12 protein-coding genes are annotated in these 17258 nt (G+C 61.7%); 4 read left to right on the forward strand and 8 right to left on the reverse strand.

Going from position 1 to position 17258, the window contains the following annotated elements; genetic code table 11:
• The first annotated feature begins 289 nt into the window (after positions 1-289).
• On the forward strand, positions 290-3490 hold the full coding sequence (gene rne, locus FIV35_RS22160) for a ribonuclease E (RefSeq protein WP_080761472.1): 3201 nt from the start codon (positions 290-292) through the stop codon (positions 3488-3490).
• Between the two features lie 59 nt (positions 3491-3549).
• On the opposite strand, the gene FIV35_RS22165 is transcribed toward rne, so the two are convergent.
• From FIV35_RS22165 to FIV35_RS22175, 3 genes are all read right to left on the reverse strand, one after another.
• A complete protein-coding gene (locus tag FIV35_RS22165; RefSeq protein WP_034139030.1) occupies positions 3550-4134 on the reverse strand; it encodes a nucleotidyltransferase family protein in 585 nt (194 codons plus the stop codon).
• A complete protein-coding gene (locus FIV35_RS22170) occupies positions 4131-5117 on the reverse strand; it encodes an XdhC family protein (protein ID WP_034139031.1) in 987 nt (328 codons plus the stop codon). Before FIV35_RS22170 ends, FIV35_RS22165 begins: the two co-directional genes overlap by 4 nt.
• A gap of 136 nt (positions 5118-5253) precedes the next feature.
• Positions 5254-6585, reverse strand: a complete 1332-nt coding sequence (locus tag FIV35_RS22175) for a dicarboxylate/amino acid:cation symporter (protein ID WP_034139032.1) — start codon at positions 6583-6585, stop codon at positions 5254-5256.
• Between the two features lie 340 nt (positions 6586-6925).
• Between FIV35_RS22175 and FIV35_RS22180 the strand changes: the two genes are divergently transcribed.
• On the forward strand, positions 6926-7924 hold the full coding sequence (locus FIV35_RS22180; RefSeq protein WP_034139033.1) for an AraC family transcriptional regulator: 999 nt from the start codon (positions 6926-6928) through the stop codon (positions 7922-7924).
• A 100-nt stretch (positions 7925-8024) separates the two neighbouring features.
• Here the strand turns inward: FIV35_RS22180 and FIV35_RS22185 are convergent, their stop codons facing one another.
• From FIV35_RS22185 to FIV35_RS22195, 3 genes are read right to left on the reverse strand one after another with little or no spacing between them, the layout of a single operon-like run.
• Complete coding sequence (locus FIV35_RS22185; RefSeq protein ID WP_034139034.1) at positions 8025-9371, reverse strand: ATP-binding protein; 1347 nt, start codon at positions 9369-9371, stop codon at positions 8025-8027.
• Positions 9368-10045, reverse strand: coding sequence for a response regulator (locus FIV35_RS22190; protein ID WP_034099904.1), 678 nt, complete (start codon positions 10043-10045; stop codon positions 9368-9370). The genes FIV35_RS22185 and FIV35_RS22190 overlap by 4 nt, the downstream gene beginning before the upstream one ends.
• Before the next feature lie 18 nt (positions 10046-10063).
• On the reverse strand, positions 10064-10372 hold the full coding sequence (locus FIV35_RS22195; protein ID WP_034099905.1) for a hypothetical protein: 309 nt from the start codon (positions 10370-10372) through the stop codon (positions 10064-10066).
• A gap of 135 nt (positions 10373-10507) precedes the next feature.
• Between FIV35_RS22195 and FIV35_RS22200 the strand changes: the two genes are divergently transcribed.
• Positions 10508-11233 carry a 4'-phosphopantetheinyl transferase family protein gene (locus tag FIV35_RS22200; protein ID WP_034139035.1) on the forward strand — a complete coding sequence of 242 codons (726 nt, stop codon included), beginning with the start codon at positions 10508-10510 and terminating at the stop codon, positions 11231-11233.
• On the opposite strand, the gene FIV35_RS22205 is transcribed toward FIV35_RS22200, so the two are convergent.
• Complete coding sequence (locus tag FIV35_RS22205; protein WP_034139036.1) at positions 11234-12850, reverse strand: ATP-binding protein; 1617 nt, start codon at positions 12848-12850, stop codon at positions 11234-11236.
• Positions 12847-13572, reverse strand: a complete 726-nt coding sequence (locus tag FIV35_RS22210) for a response regulator (RefSeq protein WP_034114870.1) — start codon at positions 13570-13572, stop codon at positions 12847-12849. The genes FIV35_RS22205 and FIV35_RS22210 overlap by 4 nt, the downstream gene beginning before the upstream one ends.
• Positions 13573-14357: 785 nt before the next feature.
• Here FIV35_RS22210 and FIV35_RS22215 point away from each other — a divergent pair.
• The gene (locus FIV35_RS22215) at positions 14358-17252 is read left to right on the forward strand and encodes a ribonucleoside-diphosphate reductase subunit alpha (protein WP_034099909.1); all 2895 of its coding nucleotides are present in this window, start codon (positions 14358-14360) and stop codon (positions 17250-17252) included.
• The last annotated feature ends 6 nt before the right edge of the window (positions 17253-17258 follow it).

Consider the following 17258-nt stretch of genomic DNA (forward strand, 5'->3'; position numbering starts at 1 on the left):
ATGCACAACCGTCGGACCGTGTAGCACTAGGCTTATATTTAGACGCTTCATCTCGTCCACAGTCGCCGGTTGATTCCTCCTCCTGACCTTAGCTTTTGTTGAAGCGGTGCCTTTGTCACCGCCGCTAACAAGCAGGACGCGTCCGTCGCGACTCCCGCCCAATTGGCAGGTTTTGCTGGACACTGGAGTGGCCAACCACTCTTGACGCACCTGACACCGACCGTGAGAAGTCGTGTGTGCCGAACGCCGTTTCCGGCAGCCCGGAAACCGACGGTACAACATGAAAAGAATGCTGATTAACGCAACTCAACCCGAAGAGTTGCGTGTTGCACTGGTAGATGGCCAACGCCTCTACGACCTGGACATCGAATCCGGTGCACGCGAGCAAAAAAAGGCCAACATCTATAAAGGCCGTATTACTCGCATCGAACCAAGCCTTGAGGCTGCCTTTGTCGATTTCGGCTCCGAGCGCCACGGCTTCCTGCCCCTCAAAGAAATCTCCCGCGAATACTTCAAGAAAGCCCCCGAAGGCCGCGTGAACATCAAGGACGTCCTGAGCGAAGGCCAGGAAGTCATCGTTCAGGTGGAAAAAGAAGAACGTGGCAACAAGGGCGCCGCCCTGACCACCTTCATCAGCCTGGCCGGCCGCTACTTGGTCCTGATGCCGAACAACCCGCGTGCCGGTGGCATCTCCCGCCGCATCGAAGGCGAAGAGCGCAACGAGCTGCGTGAAGCGCTCAACGGCCTGATCGCCCCGGCCGACATGGGCCTGATCGTGCGCACTGCCGGCCTGGGTCGCAGCAGCGAAGAGATGCAGTGGGACCTCGATTACCTGCTGCAACTGTGGACTGCCATCAAGGAAGCCTCGCTGGATCGTTCCGCGCCGTTCCTGATCTACCAGGAAAGCAACGTAATCATCCGCGCCATCCGCGACTACCTGCGCCAGGACATCGGCGAAGTGCTGATCGACAGCGTCGAAGCCCAGGACGAAGCCCTGACCTTCATCCGCCAGGTGATGCCGCAGTACGCCAGCAAGATCAAGCTGTACGAAGACAGCGTCCCACTGTTCAACCGTTTCCAGATCGAAAGCCAGATCGAGACCGCTTTCCAGCGCGTGGTCGAACTGCCTTCCGGCGGCTCCATCGTGATCGACCCGACCGAAGCCCTGGTGTCCATCGACATCAACTCGGCGCGCGCCACGAAAGGTAGCGACATCGAAGAAACCGCCCTGCAGACCAACCTGGAAGCGGCCGAAGAAATTGCCCGCCAGCTGCGCCTGCGCGACATCGGCGGCCTGATCGTGATCGACTTTATCGACATGACCCCGGCCAAGAACCAGCGCGCCGTGGAAGAAAAAGTCCGCGAATGCCTGGAAGCCGACCGTGCCCGCGTGCAAGTGGGCCGCATCTCGCGCTTCGGCCTGCTGGAAATGTCCCGTCAGCGCCTGCGTCCTTCCCTGGGCGAGAGCAGCGGCATCGTCTGCCCGCGCTGCAACGGCACCGGCATCATCCGTGACGTTGAATCGCTGTCCTTGGCTATCCTGCGTCTGATCGAAGAAGAAGCCCTGAAGGACCGTACCGCCGAAGTCCGCGCCCAGGTGCCGATCCCGGTGGCCGCGTTCCTGCTCAACGAAAAACGCAACTCGATCACCAAGATCGAACTGCGTACCCGCGCTCGTATCGTGATCCTGCCGAACGACCATCTCGAAACGCCGCACTTCGAAGTGCAGCGCCTGCGTGATGACAGCCCGGAAGCCCACAGTGGTCAGTCCAGCTACGAAATCGCTGCAGCCGCTGCCGAGGTGGAAGAAGTCCAGCCAGCCGCCGCAACCCGCACCCTGGTCCGCCAGGAAGCTGCCGTGAAGACCGCTCCAGCCCGTGCCAACGCACCGGTTCCGGTTGAAGCCGCTGCACCGGTTGCCGCGCCGGCCGCGATGCCTGAACCAAGCCTGTTCAAAGGCCTGGTGAAATCCCTGGTCAGCCTGTTCGCCACCAAGGAAGAGCCTGTCGCACCGGTCGTGGTCGAAAAACCTGCCGCCGAGCGCCCAGCGCGCAACGAAGAGCGTCGCAACGGTCGCCAGCAAAGCCGTAACCGCAACGGTCGTCGTGACGAAGAGCGCAAGCCGCGCGAAGAGCGTGCATCGCGTGAAGAGCGTGCGCCGCGTGAAGAGCGTCAGCCTCGTGAAGCCCGCGAAGACACCCCGACCGTAGCCCGCGAAGAGCGTGCACCGCGTGAAGAGCGCGCGCCACGTACGCCGCGTGCCCCGCGTGAAGATCGCAAGCCTCGCGGTGAGCGTGAAGAGCGTGTGCGTGAACTGCGCGAGCCTCTGGATGCCGCCCCGGCCGTTGCCGCTGCTGCTGCCACCGAAGAACGCCCAGCCCGTGCGCCGCGCGAAGAGCGTGCGCCACGAGAAGAACGCCAGCCTCGTGCCCCGCGTGAAGAGCGTCAACCGCGCGCCGAGCAGGCCGCTGCCGCAAGCGAAGAGGAAGTGCTGACCGGCGAAGAGCAACTGCAGGACGACGGTCAGGACAACGCCGAAGGCGATCGTCCACGCCGCCGCTCCCGTGGCCAGCGTCGTCGCAGCAACCGTCGTGAGCGTCAGCGTGATGCCAACGGCAATGTGATCGAAGGCTCGGAAGAGACCGGCGAGAACGCCGAAGGCGCCAACAGCGAGCCGACCACTACCGAACTGGCTGCAGGTCTGGCCGTTACCGCAGCGGTTGCCAGCTCGGTTATCAGTGCCCCGGCTGAAGCCCAGGCTCATCAGCAGGCTGAGCGTGCTACCGCCGCTGTCGAGGACACCGTTGTCGCCGAAACGCCTGTGGTGCAGACCCCAGCAGTTGAAGCGCCGGTAGTAGAAGCAACGACTCCGATCGAAGCCCCCGTGGTACCAGAAGTAGAAGTCGCGCCGGTTCGCGACGCCCAGCCGGTGACCGACGTGGTTGCGGTTGAAGTGGCGCCAGTGGCTGAGCCTGAACCCGTGGTTGAAGCCGCTGCGCAAGCGCCGGCCGTAGAAGAAGCCGCCCCGGCAGTGCGCGAAGTTCGTGAAGAACAGACCGCCTTCCAGTGGACCGCCGAACCTGCCGCTCCAGTTGAAGCGCCTGCACCGGCGGCGGAAGAAGCCCCGGCACCGGTTGCCGAAGTGGTGGTTGCCGAGCCTGCACCCGTGGTTGAGGTCGCTCCGGTGGTTGAACCTGCGCCTGTGGTTGAAGCGCCCGTGGTTGTCGAAGTCGCCGCGCCGGTAGTTGAAGCCGCACCGGCCAGCGCCTTGACCGAAAACGGCCGTGCGCCGAACGACCCACGTGAAGTGCGTCGTCGTCGCAAGGAAGCCGAGGCGGCCGCCGCTGCGGCAGCGGCTGCACCGGCTGTGGTGGAAGCTGTCGAGGCGCCAGCCCCGGCTGCAGAAACCGTGACTGAGCACTCTGCTGTCGAAGAAGTGGCCGAGCGCAAGGTTCAGGAAGAAGAACACGAGCCTAAACCTCTCGTCTGATTCCAACCGCCACTAAAAAGCCCCGCCTGAGTGATCAGGCGGGGCTTTTTTATATCGGATCAGCGGTAATTCAGCCGCTCTGGTACATCCACATCCCATAACACGCCTGGGTCATTCACCGGCACCTCCCTGACAGCCGTCGGTGTAAACAAGAGCCTGGCACCTCGATCACCCGTTAACGCCTTCAACCCCGGCCCGAAGTCACGCCCAAACGCCACAGGGTGACCATAACGGCCATCCTGCACTGGCACGCGAATGCCCTGCTCCGGCAGCCCCTGAATCACTTGCTCGATGCTGGATGACTGGATAAAGGGCATATCCCCCAGTACCACCAACCAACCTTCGGCCTTAGCGCTGGCCGCTACCGCCGCCGCGATACTGTCGCCCATGCCTGCCGACGTCAGTTGCAAAACCTTACAGCCATGTGCCTCGGCCAACTGAATCACCTCGGCACGCTCCGGCGACGTCACCAGCCAGCGCTCTACCACGCACGTCGGCAAATTCACCAACACCTGTTCGATCACCGGCCGCGTCACCCCGTCCAGTCCCAGGCAAGGCGCCAGCAATTTATCCTGATCAGCTCCCGCCTCGGCGCGGAAACGACTGCCCTGCCCCGCCGCCAGCACAATCGCGGTGACGGTCACTCGGCCACCACCGGCAGCGGCTTTTTCTGCATCGGTGCTACGCCGTTTTTGATCGCGACAATTTCCGCCATCAGCGACAGTGCGATTTCCGACGGCGTATGACTGCCGATATGCAAGCCGATCGGCCCATGTAGCCGCGCGATCGCCTGCGCTGACAGTCCCAGCGCCGACAGGTTCTCACGGCGTTTCTGACTGTTGACCCGCGAGCCCAGCGCGCCAATGTAGAACGCCCGGGAATCCAACGCCGTCAGCAGCGCCATATCGTCCAGGCGCGGGTCATGGGTCAGGCAAACGATGGCCGTACGCTCGTCGGTCTGGATAGACAGAACCGCTTCATCGGGCATACCGGGCACGAAGCGCCCGTGTTGCGCCTCCCAACCATAGACGAACTCTTCGCGGGGGTCGCAGATAAGCACTTCGAAATCCAATAAGCGCGCCATTTGCGCCACGTACCGCGACAATTGCCCGGCGCCGATCAGCAGCAGACGCCAGCGCGGGCCATAAATGGCGCGCAAGCGTTCACCGTCGAAACTCAGCCCATCGGTCTTGGTGGCGCTGCTCAAGGTAACCTCGCCCGTGGCCAGGTTGAGTTCCCGCGCGACGATCTCATGGGCTTCGCAACGCGCCAGCAGGTCGGCGACCCATTGCCAGTCCAGCACCCGCTCTTCGGTCAGGCGCAAGGTGCCGCCGCAGGGCAGGCCAAAACGCGCGGCCTCGTCCTGGGTCACGCCGTAGGTCACTAACTGCACCGGCGGCCCGTCGTCCGCCAGGCGGCCGTCGTACAAGCGGGCTATCAGGTCATCTTCGATACAACCGCCAGACACCGAGCCGATGACAACACCATCGCCGCGCAGCGCCAACATGGCGCCCGGTGGACGCGGCGCGCTGCCCCAAGTCTGGACCACGCTGTACAACACCACTCGCTGCCCGGCACGACGCCACTCCAGCACACTGCGCAGCACATTCAGATCCACACTGTCCATCAAGCCTCCCGCGGGCAATATCGCGCTTACTGTAACCAAAAAATAACCCGGGTGCCGCGCGCCAGAAACGCAAACGCCCCGAACAAGTCGGGGCGTTTGCGCAGAGCTGGGGGCGTCAGTTCACGCCATCAGCGGCTTACTTGACCACCGGTGCAGGACCTTCGGCCACACCCAGGTCATCGAGTTCACGGGTTTCGGAAATACCGGTCCCGCCCGATGCCAGTTCGCTGTGCAGCTTGTCGGTATCCAACTCCTTGACCCACTTGGCCACAACGATGGTGGCAACGGCGTTACCCACCAGGTTGGTCAGCGCACGGGCTTCGGACATGAAACGGTCGATACCCAGAATCAGCGCCAGACCGGCAACTGGCAGGTGGCCAACCGCCGACAGGGTTGCAGCCAGTACGATGAAACCACTACCAGTCACGCCCGCAGCACCTTTGGAGGACAGCAGCAGCACCAGCAGCAGGGTGATCTGGTGGGTGATGTCCATATGGGTGTCCGTCGCCTGAGCGATAAACACGGCCGCCATGGTCAGGTAGATGGAGGTACCGTCGAGGTTGAAGGAGTAGCCGGTCGGGATCACCAGACCTACTACGGATTTCTTCGCCCCCAGGCGCTCCATCTTGATCAGCATGCGTGGCAGCGCGGATTCGGAGGAGGATGTACCCAGAACGATCAACAGCTCTTCACGAATGTAGCGGATCAATTTCAGCACGCTGAAACCGTGAGCGCGGCAGATGGCGCCCAGCACCACGACCACAAACAGCACGCAGGTGATGTAGAAGCAGATCATCAACTGGCCCAGTTGCACCAGGGAACCCACGCCGTAGGCACCGATGGTGAACGCCATGGCGCCCAGGGCACCGATCGGCGCCAGCTTCATGATCATGTTGATGATGTTGAACATCACGTGAGCGAAGCGATCGATAAAGTCCAGCACCGGCTTGCCGTAAGCGCCCAGGCGGTGCAGGGCAAAGCCGAAGATCACCGAGAACATCAGCACTTGCAGAATGTCGCCGTTGGCGAAGGCGCCGACGATGGTGTTCGGGATCACATTAAGAATAAAGCCGACAATGCTCTGGTCTTTACCGGCGGTGACGTAAGCAGCCACTTTGGACGCGTCCAGGGTCGACACGTCGATGTGCATGCCGGCGCCCGGTTGCACGACGTTGACGACGACCAGGCCGATCAGCAGGGCAATGGTGGAGACGATTTCGAAGTAGAGCAGCGCATAGCCACCGGTTTTGCCCACCGACTTCATGTTCTGCATGCCGGCGATGCCGCTGACAACGGTACAGAAGATGATCGGGGCGATGACCATTTTGATCAGTTTGATGAACCCGTCACCCAATGGCTTGAGGGCCACGCCGGTCTGCGGGTAGAAGTGACCGAGCAAAATACCGATAACGATTGCAACGATCACCTGGAAATACAGGGATTTGTAGAGTGGCTGACGAGTCGTCATTGCAAAATTCCTCAATCGTCCCGTGTGGCAAATATCCGCCATTGCCCACGACACTTGAATTGCGAACCCTCCTGCACTGGAGGGATTTGTTGTTTGCGAGGGCTGTGAGATAAGTCCTGCGCTGTCTTACCTATCGCAAACGTCGTGCCACTTTGTGCAGATCCGCTTTATGCCTTAAGACAGCGGGCCCGGCGCCTACAAGCGGCCCCTCCCAGTCGACGAGCACATGGCGGATTTCCGCCGTACCGACCGATAGCACCCTGCAATTTGGCGGATATCCGCCTTGTCGCTCCCACTCGGTGGTGGCTACCATCGGCCATTCTATGGACGAGGGCCCCCCATGCGCGAACGTACCATCGCCAGCCACTTTGCCCGCGCAGCCCTGGGCGGTGCGCGGCGGGTCGGTTATGACTATTCGGCCCTGCTGCAGCAGGTGGGCATTGCCCAGGAGCTGTTGAGCGAACCACGCGCACGCATCGCACCGGAACAATTTACCCGACTGTTGCAATTGCTCTGGCTGGCGCTGGACGACGAATACCTGGGGTTTGCTGAAGGCCCCAGCAAACGCGGCACCTTCGCCATGATGTGCCACGCGCTGATCCACTGCCGTACCTTGGAGAAGGCTCTGGAACGCGGCTTGTTGTTTTATAGCCTGTTCCCACAGGGGCCCCGCTGGCAGCTGACGCGTGAAGGGGAAATGGCGCACTTAAGCCTGGACCACACCCAACTCTGGGACCCGGACCACTTCCTCAGTGAATGCCTGCTGGTGATCTGGCATCGGCTGGGCAGTTGGCTGATCGGCCAGCGCATTCGACTGCACCAGGCCACCTTCGCCTACCCGAAACCGGCCCACGCCAGCGAATATGATCTGCTGTTCCCGTGCCCTCAGGTATTCGGTGCACCGAACAGCAGCCTGGTGTTTCCGGTGCGCTATTTGAGCCTGCCACTGCTGCAGGACGAGCGTACCCTCAAGCATTTCCTCGAACGCTCCCCCGCCGACCTGCTCTCACGGCCGGACGAAGGCGACAGCCTGAGCAGCCAGCTGCGCCGCCTGCTGAGCCGCGACCGCACGCCTTGGCCGGACCTTGAAGCGGTCGCCCAGCACCTGCACATCAGCCCGCAGACCCTGCGCCGACATCTGCGCGAAGAAGGCACCAGTTTCCAGGCACTCAAGGATGAACTGCGGCGAGACATCGCCATTTTTCACTTGGGACGGGCGGACTTGTCATTGCAGGACATTGCCGAACAGTTGGGTTTCTCCGAACCATCGGCGTTTCATCGGGCGTTCAAGAAGTGGACGGGGCTGACGCCGGGCGCCTATCGCGAGCAGGAGAGTTAGAGAGGGTGGTGTTGGTGCGTCTCATCGGGAGCAAGCTCCCTCCCCCATTTGTACGGGTTCACGCATGAAAAATGCGAACGAGCGATCCAGCCACAACTGATCACACGGCCGGAAAGTGAATCCTGAACGCCGCGCCGCCCAGGGGTGAATCGTCCAAGGTCAACCGCGCGCCGTAACTTTCGATGATGTCCTTGACCACCGCCAGGCCGATGCCCTGGCCCGGGTGCTGACGGTCCAGGCGCTCGCCACGTTGCAGGATGCGGGCACGTTGGTCCGGCGGCACACCGGGGCCGTCATCTTCGATGCACAACTCGGTGCCGTCCTCGCTTTCCACCAGGCTGACGCGCACCTGACTCAGGCACAGGCGGTAGGCGTTTTCCAGCAAGTTGCCAAGCAATTCAAGCAAGGCGCCCTTCTCGATGGGTACGTCACATTCATCCGGCAACTGGAAGGACACCGTCACTGCTTTGTCGCGGTACACCTTGCCCAGGGTATCGCAAAGGCTTTGCACTACCGGCTCCAGGCGCACCTGATGGCGCACCAGGCCGCTTTTACGCAGGCTGGCGCGTTGCAACTGGTAGCTGATCTGTTGGCTCATGCGCTCGATCTGTGTTTGCAGCACTCTGGCCTGGTCGCGGTCCGCAGGGCGTTGAGCCATGTCTTCGCTCACGCCCTGCAAGACCGCCAGCGGGGTTTTCAAGCTATGGGCCAGGTCGTCGAGGGAGTCGCGGTAACGCGCCCGCTGTTCGCGCTCGCTGTGCAACAAGCGGTTGAGCGAGCCCGTCAGGCGCAGCAGCTCGCGGGGGTGCTGCTCGGACAAACTCTCGCGGGTGCCGCCTTCAATCTGGTCCAGCTCCTGGCTCAGCCGCCGCAGCGCCTGCAAGCCCCAGGTCAGGCCCAGCCACAACAGAGTCAATAGCACCAGCAATGCCGCGCCGAAGCCCAGATAGAGGTTTTCGCGCAGGCCTTCGAGGGTCAGCTGGTATTCGCGCACCGGTTGCAGGGCCACAATGCTGAACGCCGCGCTCTTGCCACCGAGCAGCTTGACCTCGACGTCATACACGAAGAATTCCTGGCCGTTGTCTTCGCGAATCCGCGCAAACTCATTGCCGCGTCCGTCATAACGCGGTTTGTAGTTGATGTTTTCTTCGCGGGTCGCGCGCGAGCGCCATACCAAATGGCCTTCGCGGTCGTAGATGTAACCCAGCAGCCGACTGTCGGCGAGGTTGAAGCGCTCATCGGGCAATTGCGCAGGCATCAGCAAGTGGTTGTTTTCCACCCGCGCGGCGGAGATCAGCGTGGTGACGTCCGACGCCAGGCGCTGCTCAATGGAATCCTGCAACGCCAGGCTGAAGGCGCCTTGCATCGCCGGCAGCAAACCGAGCATAAACAGCACGGCCAGGGTGGCGGCCGCCAGCATCAAGCGCACACGTAGCGAGCGAATCAACGGCAGCGCTCATTGAACAGGTAGCCCAGGCCACGCACGGTGTCGATGGGCTTGAACCCGGCCGGGCCTTCCAATTTGCGGCGCAGGCGGCCGACCAGCACTTCGATGACATTCGGGTCGCGCTCGTCGTCGTCCGGGTACAACTGCTCCATCAAACGATCCTTGGCCACCACTTGCTGGTGATGGCGCATCAGGTATTCGAGAATGCGGTATTCGTAGGCGGTCAGCGCCAGGGGTTGCTCGTCGAGGGAGGCTTGCTTGCGGTTGATATCCAGCAGCAACGGCCCGGCGACGATGGTGGACTGGGTAAACCCGCTGGAGCGGCGCAACAAGGCATTCATCCGCGCTTCCAGCTCTTCGAACTGGAAGGGTTTGACCACGTAGTCGTCGGCGCCGGCGGCCAGGCCTTCGACCTTGTCCTGCCAGTTGCCGCGCGCGGTGAGGATCAGGATCGGGAACGTCTTGCCCTTGGCGCGCAACTGGCGAATCAAGTCCAGGCCGCCCATGCCGGGCAGGCCCAGGTCGATGATGGCCAGGTCGTGATTGAACTGGCCGGTCTGGTACAAGGCTTCCTCGGCGTTGGCCACAGCCTCGACCACATGGCCACTGTCGGTCAGGCGGGTAAACAGGTGATGGCGCAGCAGCGCCTCATCTTCCACCACCAGCAATTTCATAAGGCTCTCCAAAGCAAATCAACTGTCCGACTGGGTGACATCATAGCGGCCCTGCAGGTCTTGCGGGCGCAGTTTAATGCCATTGAATTGGCCGGTCAGGTGCGCATAACCGACGCGGTAGGCTGGCTGCGCGGCGGTGGCGCCCAAGGGCTGGCCCCAGGGCGAGGCCTGGCTGCTGACCTCTTCGAAGTTCACACGATGGATCAGGCTACTGGGCTTCCTGGTTTTCTCCCTGCCGAACTCGGCGAAAGCGCCCTCGGATGCCTGGGCGCCAGCGGTGGCACTCAGCAAGGTCAAGGCCAGCATCAGCTTTTTGATCGCAGTCATGGTGTTACCTCATACGCGTTTGGCTGTAGAACCAGACTACGCAAGCGCCCCTGAACTCCCCCTGAACAGGCTCTGAACCCAACCTGAACCGGCGCGGGCTATCCTGTGGCGCGGCAACTGGGCAAAATAGCGCCCATGAATCCTCTTCCCGCTTGCTGCACCCCACTTGACGCCCGCTGGCCGTTACCCGAACGCTTGCCGGGCACGGTATTCCTCAGCACCCGCTTCGATCCTGCGTCACTGGTAGCGGATGATTTCCAACGTTGCGCCGTGCCGCCGCCGGCCAGTATCCAGCGTTCGGTCGCCAAGCGTCAGGCCGAGTTCCTCGCCGGCCGCGTGTGCGCCCGCGACGCGCTGCATCAGCTCGGTCACCGCGACTGCATCCCGGCCATTGGCGAAGACCGCGCGCCGGTATGGCCGGCGTCTATCAGCGGCTCCATCACCCACAGCACCGGCCACGCCGCTGCGATTGTCGGGCACAAGGCGCAATGGCGCGGCCTGGGGATGGACTTGGAGAACCTGCTGAGCCTGGAGCGAGCACAACGCCTGGCCGCGGAAATCCTGACCGCCGATGAGTTGCAACGCATGGCCGCCCTGGCGCCAGAGCAGGTCGCCCTGCTGGTGACCCTGACGTTTTCCATCAAGGAGAGCCTGTTCAAGGCGCTCTATCCGATTGTGCAGAAGCGCTTTTACTTTGAGCACGCCGAGTTACTGGAATGGTCCGACACCGGCCAGGTGCGCCTGCGGTTGCTGACGGACCTGTCCCATGAGTGGTGCCAGGGCAAAGAGTTGCAGGGGCAGTTTGCGCTCGACGATGGTCAGCTCTTGAGCGTCGTCGCGGTATCCAATCAGCCCCATTGATCAATCTGCCGGTTTTTCTTGGCTCCGCGGCCAGCTCAGGCTGAAACACGCCCCGCCCAGGTTGTTGCTCTTACCGATCAACGCCCGCCCGCCGTGCCAATAAATGATGCGTCGCACGATAGACAGGCCCAGACCATGGCCTCCCGAGGCGCGGGTGCGGCTGTCGTCCAGGCGCAGAAACGGCGTGAAGATACGCTCCCAGGCACTTTCCGGCACGCCGGGGCCGTCATCCTCCACGTCGATGCGGCAACGTACCTGGCCCACTTGATAACTGATCAACACCTGCCCCTGGGCATGACGCATGGCATTGGACACCAGGTTCTGCAACGCGCGATGCAGATAGCGCGGCTCGGCATCGACCCAGGCGTCGTCCCAATGCGCAGACGACAGGCAAATGCCACGACTGACGGTGATCTGCGGGCGCAGTGGCGACAATTCGCCGATCACCTGATCGAGCAACGCATTGAGGTCCACCCGCTGGAAATTCAGCGCCGGCGAGCCTTGCTCCAGGCGTGCGTAGGTGAGCATTTCGTCCACCAGTCCATCCAGATCCTGGATATCGCTGTCCATACCGTCCAGGTACTTGCGTCGCGCTTCTGGCGTGGCGGCATCGCCCAGCATCTCCAGGCCAAAGCGCAGGCGCGCCACTGGCGTGCGCAGTTCATGGGACACCGCACGCACCAGTTCACGCTGGATCGCCAGCAATTGCTGCAAGTGCTCGGCCATGCCATTGAACGCCGCCGCCAGGCGCCCCACCGAGTCCGCGCCACGGGCCGGTACGCGCACTTGCAGATTGCCCTTGGCGATACGGGTAGCCGCCGCTTCCAGCCCTTTGAGCCGACGCTCCAACTGACGGACTAATAAATAGACGATTAAGCCGATCAGGGTCAGGCCGATCAACGCAATCAGGATCAGCCATTGCGCCGGGTACGGGTTCATTTGATACAACGGGCCGATTTCCAGCACCCACGGCGTGCCGACCATACCGGCGAACACGCGGATCGAATCGCCGCCCTTGCCCAGGGCCATCACCGTGTCGCCCTCGGACACGCGTCGACGCTGATCGTCGTCCATGTCGGCCTGGTCGAGGGTCATCAAATGCATGTCGAAGCCGAAACCCTTGGCCTCTTTGATATCCGCCAGCCGCTGCGGCTGCTCGGCCTCGGGATAGCGCACCAGCTCATCGGCCAGTAAATAAATAGTCGCGCGGGCCAATTGCTCGCTGATCTGCTGCACTTCGCCGGTCAGCACCAGTTGTTCCTGCTCACTGACCAGGCGCACCACCCGCGCCGCGTGGGGGCCGGTCTGTTCCACCAGAACCTGGCCGCGTTGCAGGCGCGTGCGCTGGCTGAGGTCCAGGCGGGCTTCGGCGAGGGTGCGCAACTCCAGAGGAATACCCAGCAGCCGCTCCCATACCGCCAGGGCGCGTTGGCGTTCGATGGTGCTCATGGGCTTCAGGTTGTCGCCCATCAACGCAAACGTGCCGTGGGCCAAGCGTTCACGATACTGACCACTGCGCACCTCATTAAGCAGGTGCAGCGCCAGCACGCCAAGCAACGCCACCAGGATCAGCGCGGCGCACATGCCGCCGTAGATACGCAGGAAGATCGAGTTCACAGCGGCATGTCAGCGGCGGCTTCGGGGACGAACAGGTAGCCTTTACTACGGATGGTCTTGATCAGGCGTGGGTGGATCGGGTCGTCGCCGATTTTCGGGCGAATCCGCGAGATGCGCACATCGATGGAGCGATCCTGGCCGTCATAGCCGACGCCACGCAGGGCAATGAAGATTTCTTCGCGGGACAGGATGCGCCCGGCGTTGGCCACCAGTAGCCACAGCAGGTCGAACTCAGCGCTGGTCAGCTCGATACCGGTGTCATGCAGCCAGGCTTCGCGCAGGGCGTTGTCCACCACCAGCGGGCCGAACTGCAGGCGCCGTTGCAGCTCCACCGTCGCCGGTTCTGCCGGCTCGCTGCGGCGCAACAGCGCTTGGATACGCGCCAACAACAAGCGCGGACGCACGGGTTTGCACACATAATCGTCGGCGCCCAGGTCGAGGCCGAGCACTTGGTCCATGTCGTCGGTGCGCGCGGTGAGCATCAGGATCACGCCGTCATAGCGTTCGCGCACTTTGCGGCAGATGCTCAGGCCGTCTTCGCCAGGCAGCATCAAGTCGAGGATCACCAGGTCCGGTTGCTCGTCGATGATGCGCTCGGCCGCCAGCGCTCCATTGCCTTCCACCGCAACCCTCAGACCGTTGCTTTGCAGGTAATCACGGGTCAACTCGGCCAATCGCTCATCGTCTTCGACGATCAGGATTTGCCAGGCGTCATGCTCCATCCGCTACCTCGGTTGTATTTATTGTTGGAGAAGCCCAAGGGGCCCGCGTCTATGCAAGATGCCAGGGTGATCGCCGAGCTCGTGCGCAGGCAAGCGCACTCCTACAGCTGTCATCTGGCCAGGGCAAACTACCGCCGATTGTAGCCATGGGCCAGCCTTCAAACACAAGCCAGGAAATCCATTCGGTGATCACCTTTTTTGTGGTAGGGTTCGCGCCCTCAAAAATCCAACCGGCGGTTTTTCTCCTGGAATATTCAGTGACAAACGGCTGAATCCAGCAGTACTGCGGCCTACACGGGCGTTCCACGTTTCATACACATTTTACCCACAGCGTTATCCACAGGTCTTGCGTTGCTAAGCCCTCCAAAACGCATTATCTTGTAGCTCGGCGCTAAAAAAACCCTACATGTAGGGTTTTAAGCGAAACCACCAAACACAGATCAGACAAGAAACTCAAGTCATTTCTTGCTCCCGTTTGGTTGAACCAAAGCATTTTTTGAAAGCCCAAACCGCGCACGCGGATGGCGACCGTTTTCAAGCTTCAACAGCGCAAAACGGTATGGGTGTTGCAGTGCTTGAATCCAGCAACTGTCACCTACCAGGAATACGGCCAAGGGCATTGAGCCCCGAACCGAAGACTTCGGCATGGAAGCGGCGCGAACAGCCCCCTTCCTACTGTCCCGAAGTTGTTATGCCAGGCCCAGGCCTGCTGTAAGTGCTTCAGGACGGAACGGTGGGCACCGTGATGGTGCCCAAATAAATATAGAATGTGGAGACACCCCCCCATGCAAACCGACACAACTCGCGAGAACCCGCAGGGCTCCGTGCCGCAGGCCGCCGATTCGACTATGGATCTGTCCGCCACTGCACCTGGCCAACTGCGCGTGATCAAGCGTAACGGCACTGTCGTTCCTTACACCGATGACAAAATCACCGTCGCCATCACCAAAGCGTTTCTTGCAGTTGAAGGCGGCACCGCTGCCGCCTCGTCGCGTATCCACGACACCGTTGCCCGCCTGACCGAACAAGTCACCGCGACCTTCAAGCGCCGCATGCCCTCGGGCGGCACCATCCACATCGAAGAAATCCAGGACCAGGTCGAACTGGCCCTGATGCGTGCCGGTGAACAGAAAGTCGCCCGCGACTACGTGATCTACCGCGATTCGCGCGCCAAGGAACGTGCCGTGCGCACTCCCGCCGAAGAAGCAGCGGTACAAGCGCACCCGTCGATCCGCATCACCCTGGCCGACGGCAGCTTTGCGCCGCTGGACCTCGGCCGCCTGAACACCATCATCACCGAGGCCTGCGAAGGCCTGGAAGAAGTCGACGGCGACCTGATCCAACGCGAAACCCTGAAGAACCTGTACGACGGCGTGGCCCTGACCGACGTCAACACCGCACTGGTGATGACTGCCCGCACCCTGGTTGAACGCGAGCCGAACTACTCGTTCGTAACCGCGCGCCTGCTGATGGACACCCTGCGTGCCGAAGGCCTGGGCTTCCTGAAAGTCGCCGAAAGCGCCACCCACCATGAAATGGCCGACCTGTACGCCAAGGCCCTGCCTGCGTACATCGCCAAGGGTATCGAATTCGAATTGCTGAACCCGGTCCTGGCCACTTTCGACCTGGAAAAGCTCGGCAAGGCCATCAACCACGAGCGTGACCAGCAGTTCACCTACCTGGGCCTGCAAACCCTGTACGACCGTTACTTCATCCACAAGGACGGTATCCGCTTCGAACTGCCGCAAGTGTTCTTCATGCGCGTGGCCATGGGCCTGGCGATCGAAGAGAAGCACAAAGAAGACCGCGCCATCGAGTTCTACAACTTGCTGTCGTCATTCGACTACATGTCCTCGACACCGACGCTGTTCAACGCCGGCACCCTGCGCCCACAGCTGTCCAGCTGCTACCTGACCACCGTGCCGGACGACCTGTCGGGCATCTACCATGCGATCCACGACAACGCCATGTTGTCCAAATTCGCCGGTGGCCTGGGCAACGACTGGACGCCAGTGCGTGCACTGGGTTCGTACATCAAGGGCACCAACGGCAAGTCCCAGGGCGTAGTTCCGTTCCTGAAAGTGGTGAACGACACCGCCGTCGCGGTTAACCAGGGTGGCAAGCGCAAAGGCGCTGTGTGTGCTTACCTGGAAACCTGGCACATGGACATCGAAGAGTTCATCGAGCTGCGCAAGAACACCGGTGACGACCGTCGTCGTACCCACGACATGAACACCGCCAACTGGATCCCTGACCTGTTCATGAAGCGCGTCTTCGATGACGGCAAGTGGACCCTGTTCTCGCCCTCCGAAGTACCGGACCTGCACGACCTGACCGGCAAGGCCTTCGAAGAGCGCTACGAGTACTACGAAGCCCTCACCGAGTACCCAGGCAAGGTCAAGCTGTTCAAGACCATCCAGGCCAAAGACCTGTGGCGCAAGATGCTGTCCATGCTGTTCGAAACCGGCCACCCATGGCTGACCTTCAAGGACCCGTGCAACCTGCGCAGCCCGCAGCAGCACGTGGGCGTGGTCCACAGCTCGAACCTGTGCACCGAGATCACCTTGAACACCAACAAGGACGAGATCGCCGTTTGCAACCTGGGTTCGATCAACCTGCCGAACCACATCGTCAACGGCAAGTTGGACACCGCCAAGCTGGAACGCACCGTCAACACCGCCGTACGCATGCTCGATAACGTGATCGACATCAACTACTACTCGGTGCCACAGGCGCAGAACTCCAACTTCAAGCACCGCCCAGTGGGCCTGGGGATCATGGGCTTCCAGGACGCGTTGTACCTGCAGCACATTCCTTACGGTTCGGACGCTGCGGTCGAGTTCGCCGACAAGTCCATGGAAGCGGTCAGCTACTACGCGATCCAGGCTTCCTGCGACCTGGCCGACGAGCGCGGCGCCTACGAGACGTTCCAGGGTTCGCTGTGGTCCAAGGGCATCCTGCCGCTGGACTCGCAACAGATCCTGATCGAAGCCCGTGGCCAGAAGTACATCGACGTTGACCTGAACGAAACCCTGGACTGGGCGCCGGTACGTGCCCGTGTGCAGAAAGGTATTCGTAACTCCAACATCATGGCCATCGCACCGACCGCTACCATCGCCAACATCACCGGCGTGTCGCAGTCGATCGAACCGACTTACCAGAACCTGTATGTGAAATCGAACCTGTCGGGCGAATTCACCGTGATCAACCCGTACCTGGTTCGCGACCTGAAAGCCCGCGGCCTCTGGGACTCGGTGATGATCAACGACCTGAAGTACTACGACGGTTCCGTGCAGCAGATCGAGCGCATCCCGCAAGAACTCAAAGAGCTCTACGCGACCGCGTTCGAAGTGGACACCAAGTGGATCGTTGACGCCGCCAGCCGTCGTCAGAAGTGGATCGACCAGGCGCAGTCCCTGAACCTGTACATCGCCGGCGCTTCGGGCAAGAAGCTGGACGTGACCTACCGCATGGCTTGGTACCGTGGCCTGAAAACCACCTATTACCTCCGCGCCCTGGCCGCAACCAGCACCGAGAAGTCGACCATCAACACCGGTAAGCTGAACGCCGTTTCCAGCGGCAACCACGGTGATGATTCGGTACTCGCCGCCCCGGCCGGCCCAGCGCCAGTGCCAAAGGCCTGTGCTATCGACGAGCCGGATTGCGAAGCTTGCCAATAAGCTGAG

The sequence above is a fragment of the Pseudomonas rhodesiae genome, assembly GCF_007858255.1.
Lineage (GTDB): Bacteria > Pseudomonadota > Gammaproteobacteria > Pseudomonadales > Pseudomonadaceae > Aquipseudomonas > Aquipseudomonas rhodesiae.

What these genes read in the sequence shown, in the direction of transcription:
- FIV35_RS22195 (WP_034099905.1), bottom strand. Translation starts at nt 10,372, where the DNA reads ATGACTGCGATCAAAAAGCTGATGCTGGCCTTGACCTTGCTGAGTGCC.
- FIV35_RS22215 (WP_034099909.1), top strand. Translation starts at nt 14,358, where the DNA reads ATGCAAACCGACACAACTCGCGAGAACCCGCAGGGCTCCGTGCCGCAG.
- FIV35_RS22180 (WP_034139033.1), top strand. Translation starts at nt 6,926, where the DNA reads ATGCGCGAACGTACCATCGCCAGCCACTTTGCCCGCGCAGCCCTGGGC.
- FIV35_RS22170 (WP_034139031.1), bottom strand. Translation starts at nt 5,117, where the DNA reads ATGGACAGTGTGGATCTGAATGTGCTGCGCAGTGTGCTGGAGTGGCGT.
- FIV35_RS22190 (WP_034099904.1), bottom strand. Translation starts at nt 10,045, where the DNA reads ATGAAATTGCTGGTGGTGGAAGATGAGGCGCTGCTGCGCCATCACCTG.
- rne (WP_080761472.1), top strand. Translation starts at nt 290, where the DNA reads ATGCTGATTAACGCAACTCAACCCGAAGAGTTGCGTGTTGCACTGGTA.
- FIV35_RS22200 (WP_034139035.1), top strand. Translation starts at nt 10,508, where the DNA reads ATGAATCCTCTTCCCGCTTGCTGCACCCCACTTGACGCCCGCTGGCCG.
- FIV35_RS22210 (WP_034114870.1), bottom strand. Translation starts at nt 13,572, where the DNA reads ATGGAGCATGACGCCTGGCAAATCCTGATCGTCGAAGACGATGAGCGA.
- FIV35_RS22175 (WP_034139032.1), bottom strand. Translation starts at nt 6,585, where the DNA reads ATGACGACTCGTCAGCCACTCTACAAATCCCTGTATTTCCAGGTGATC.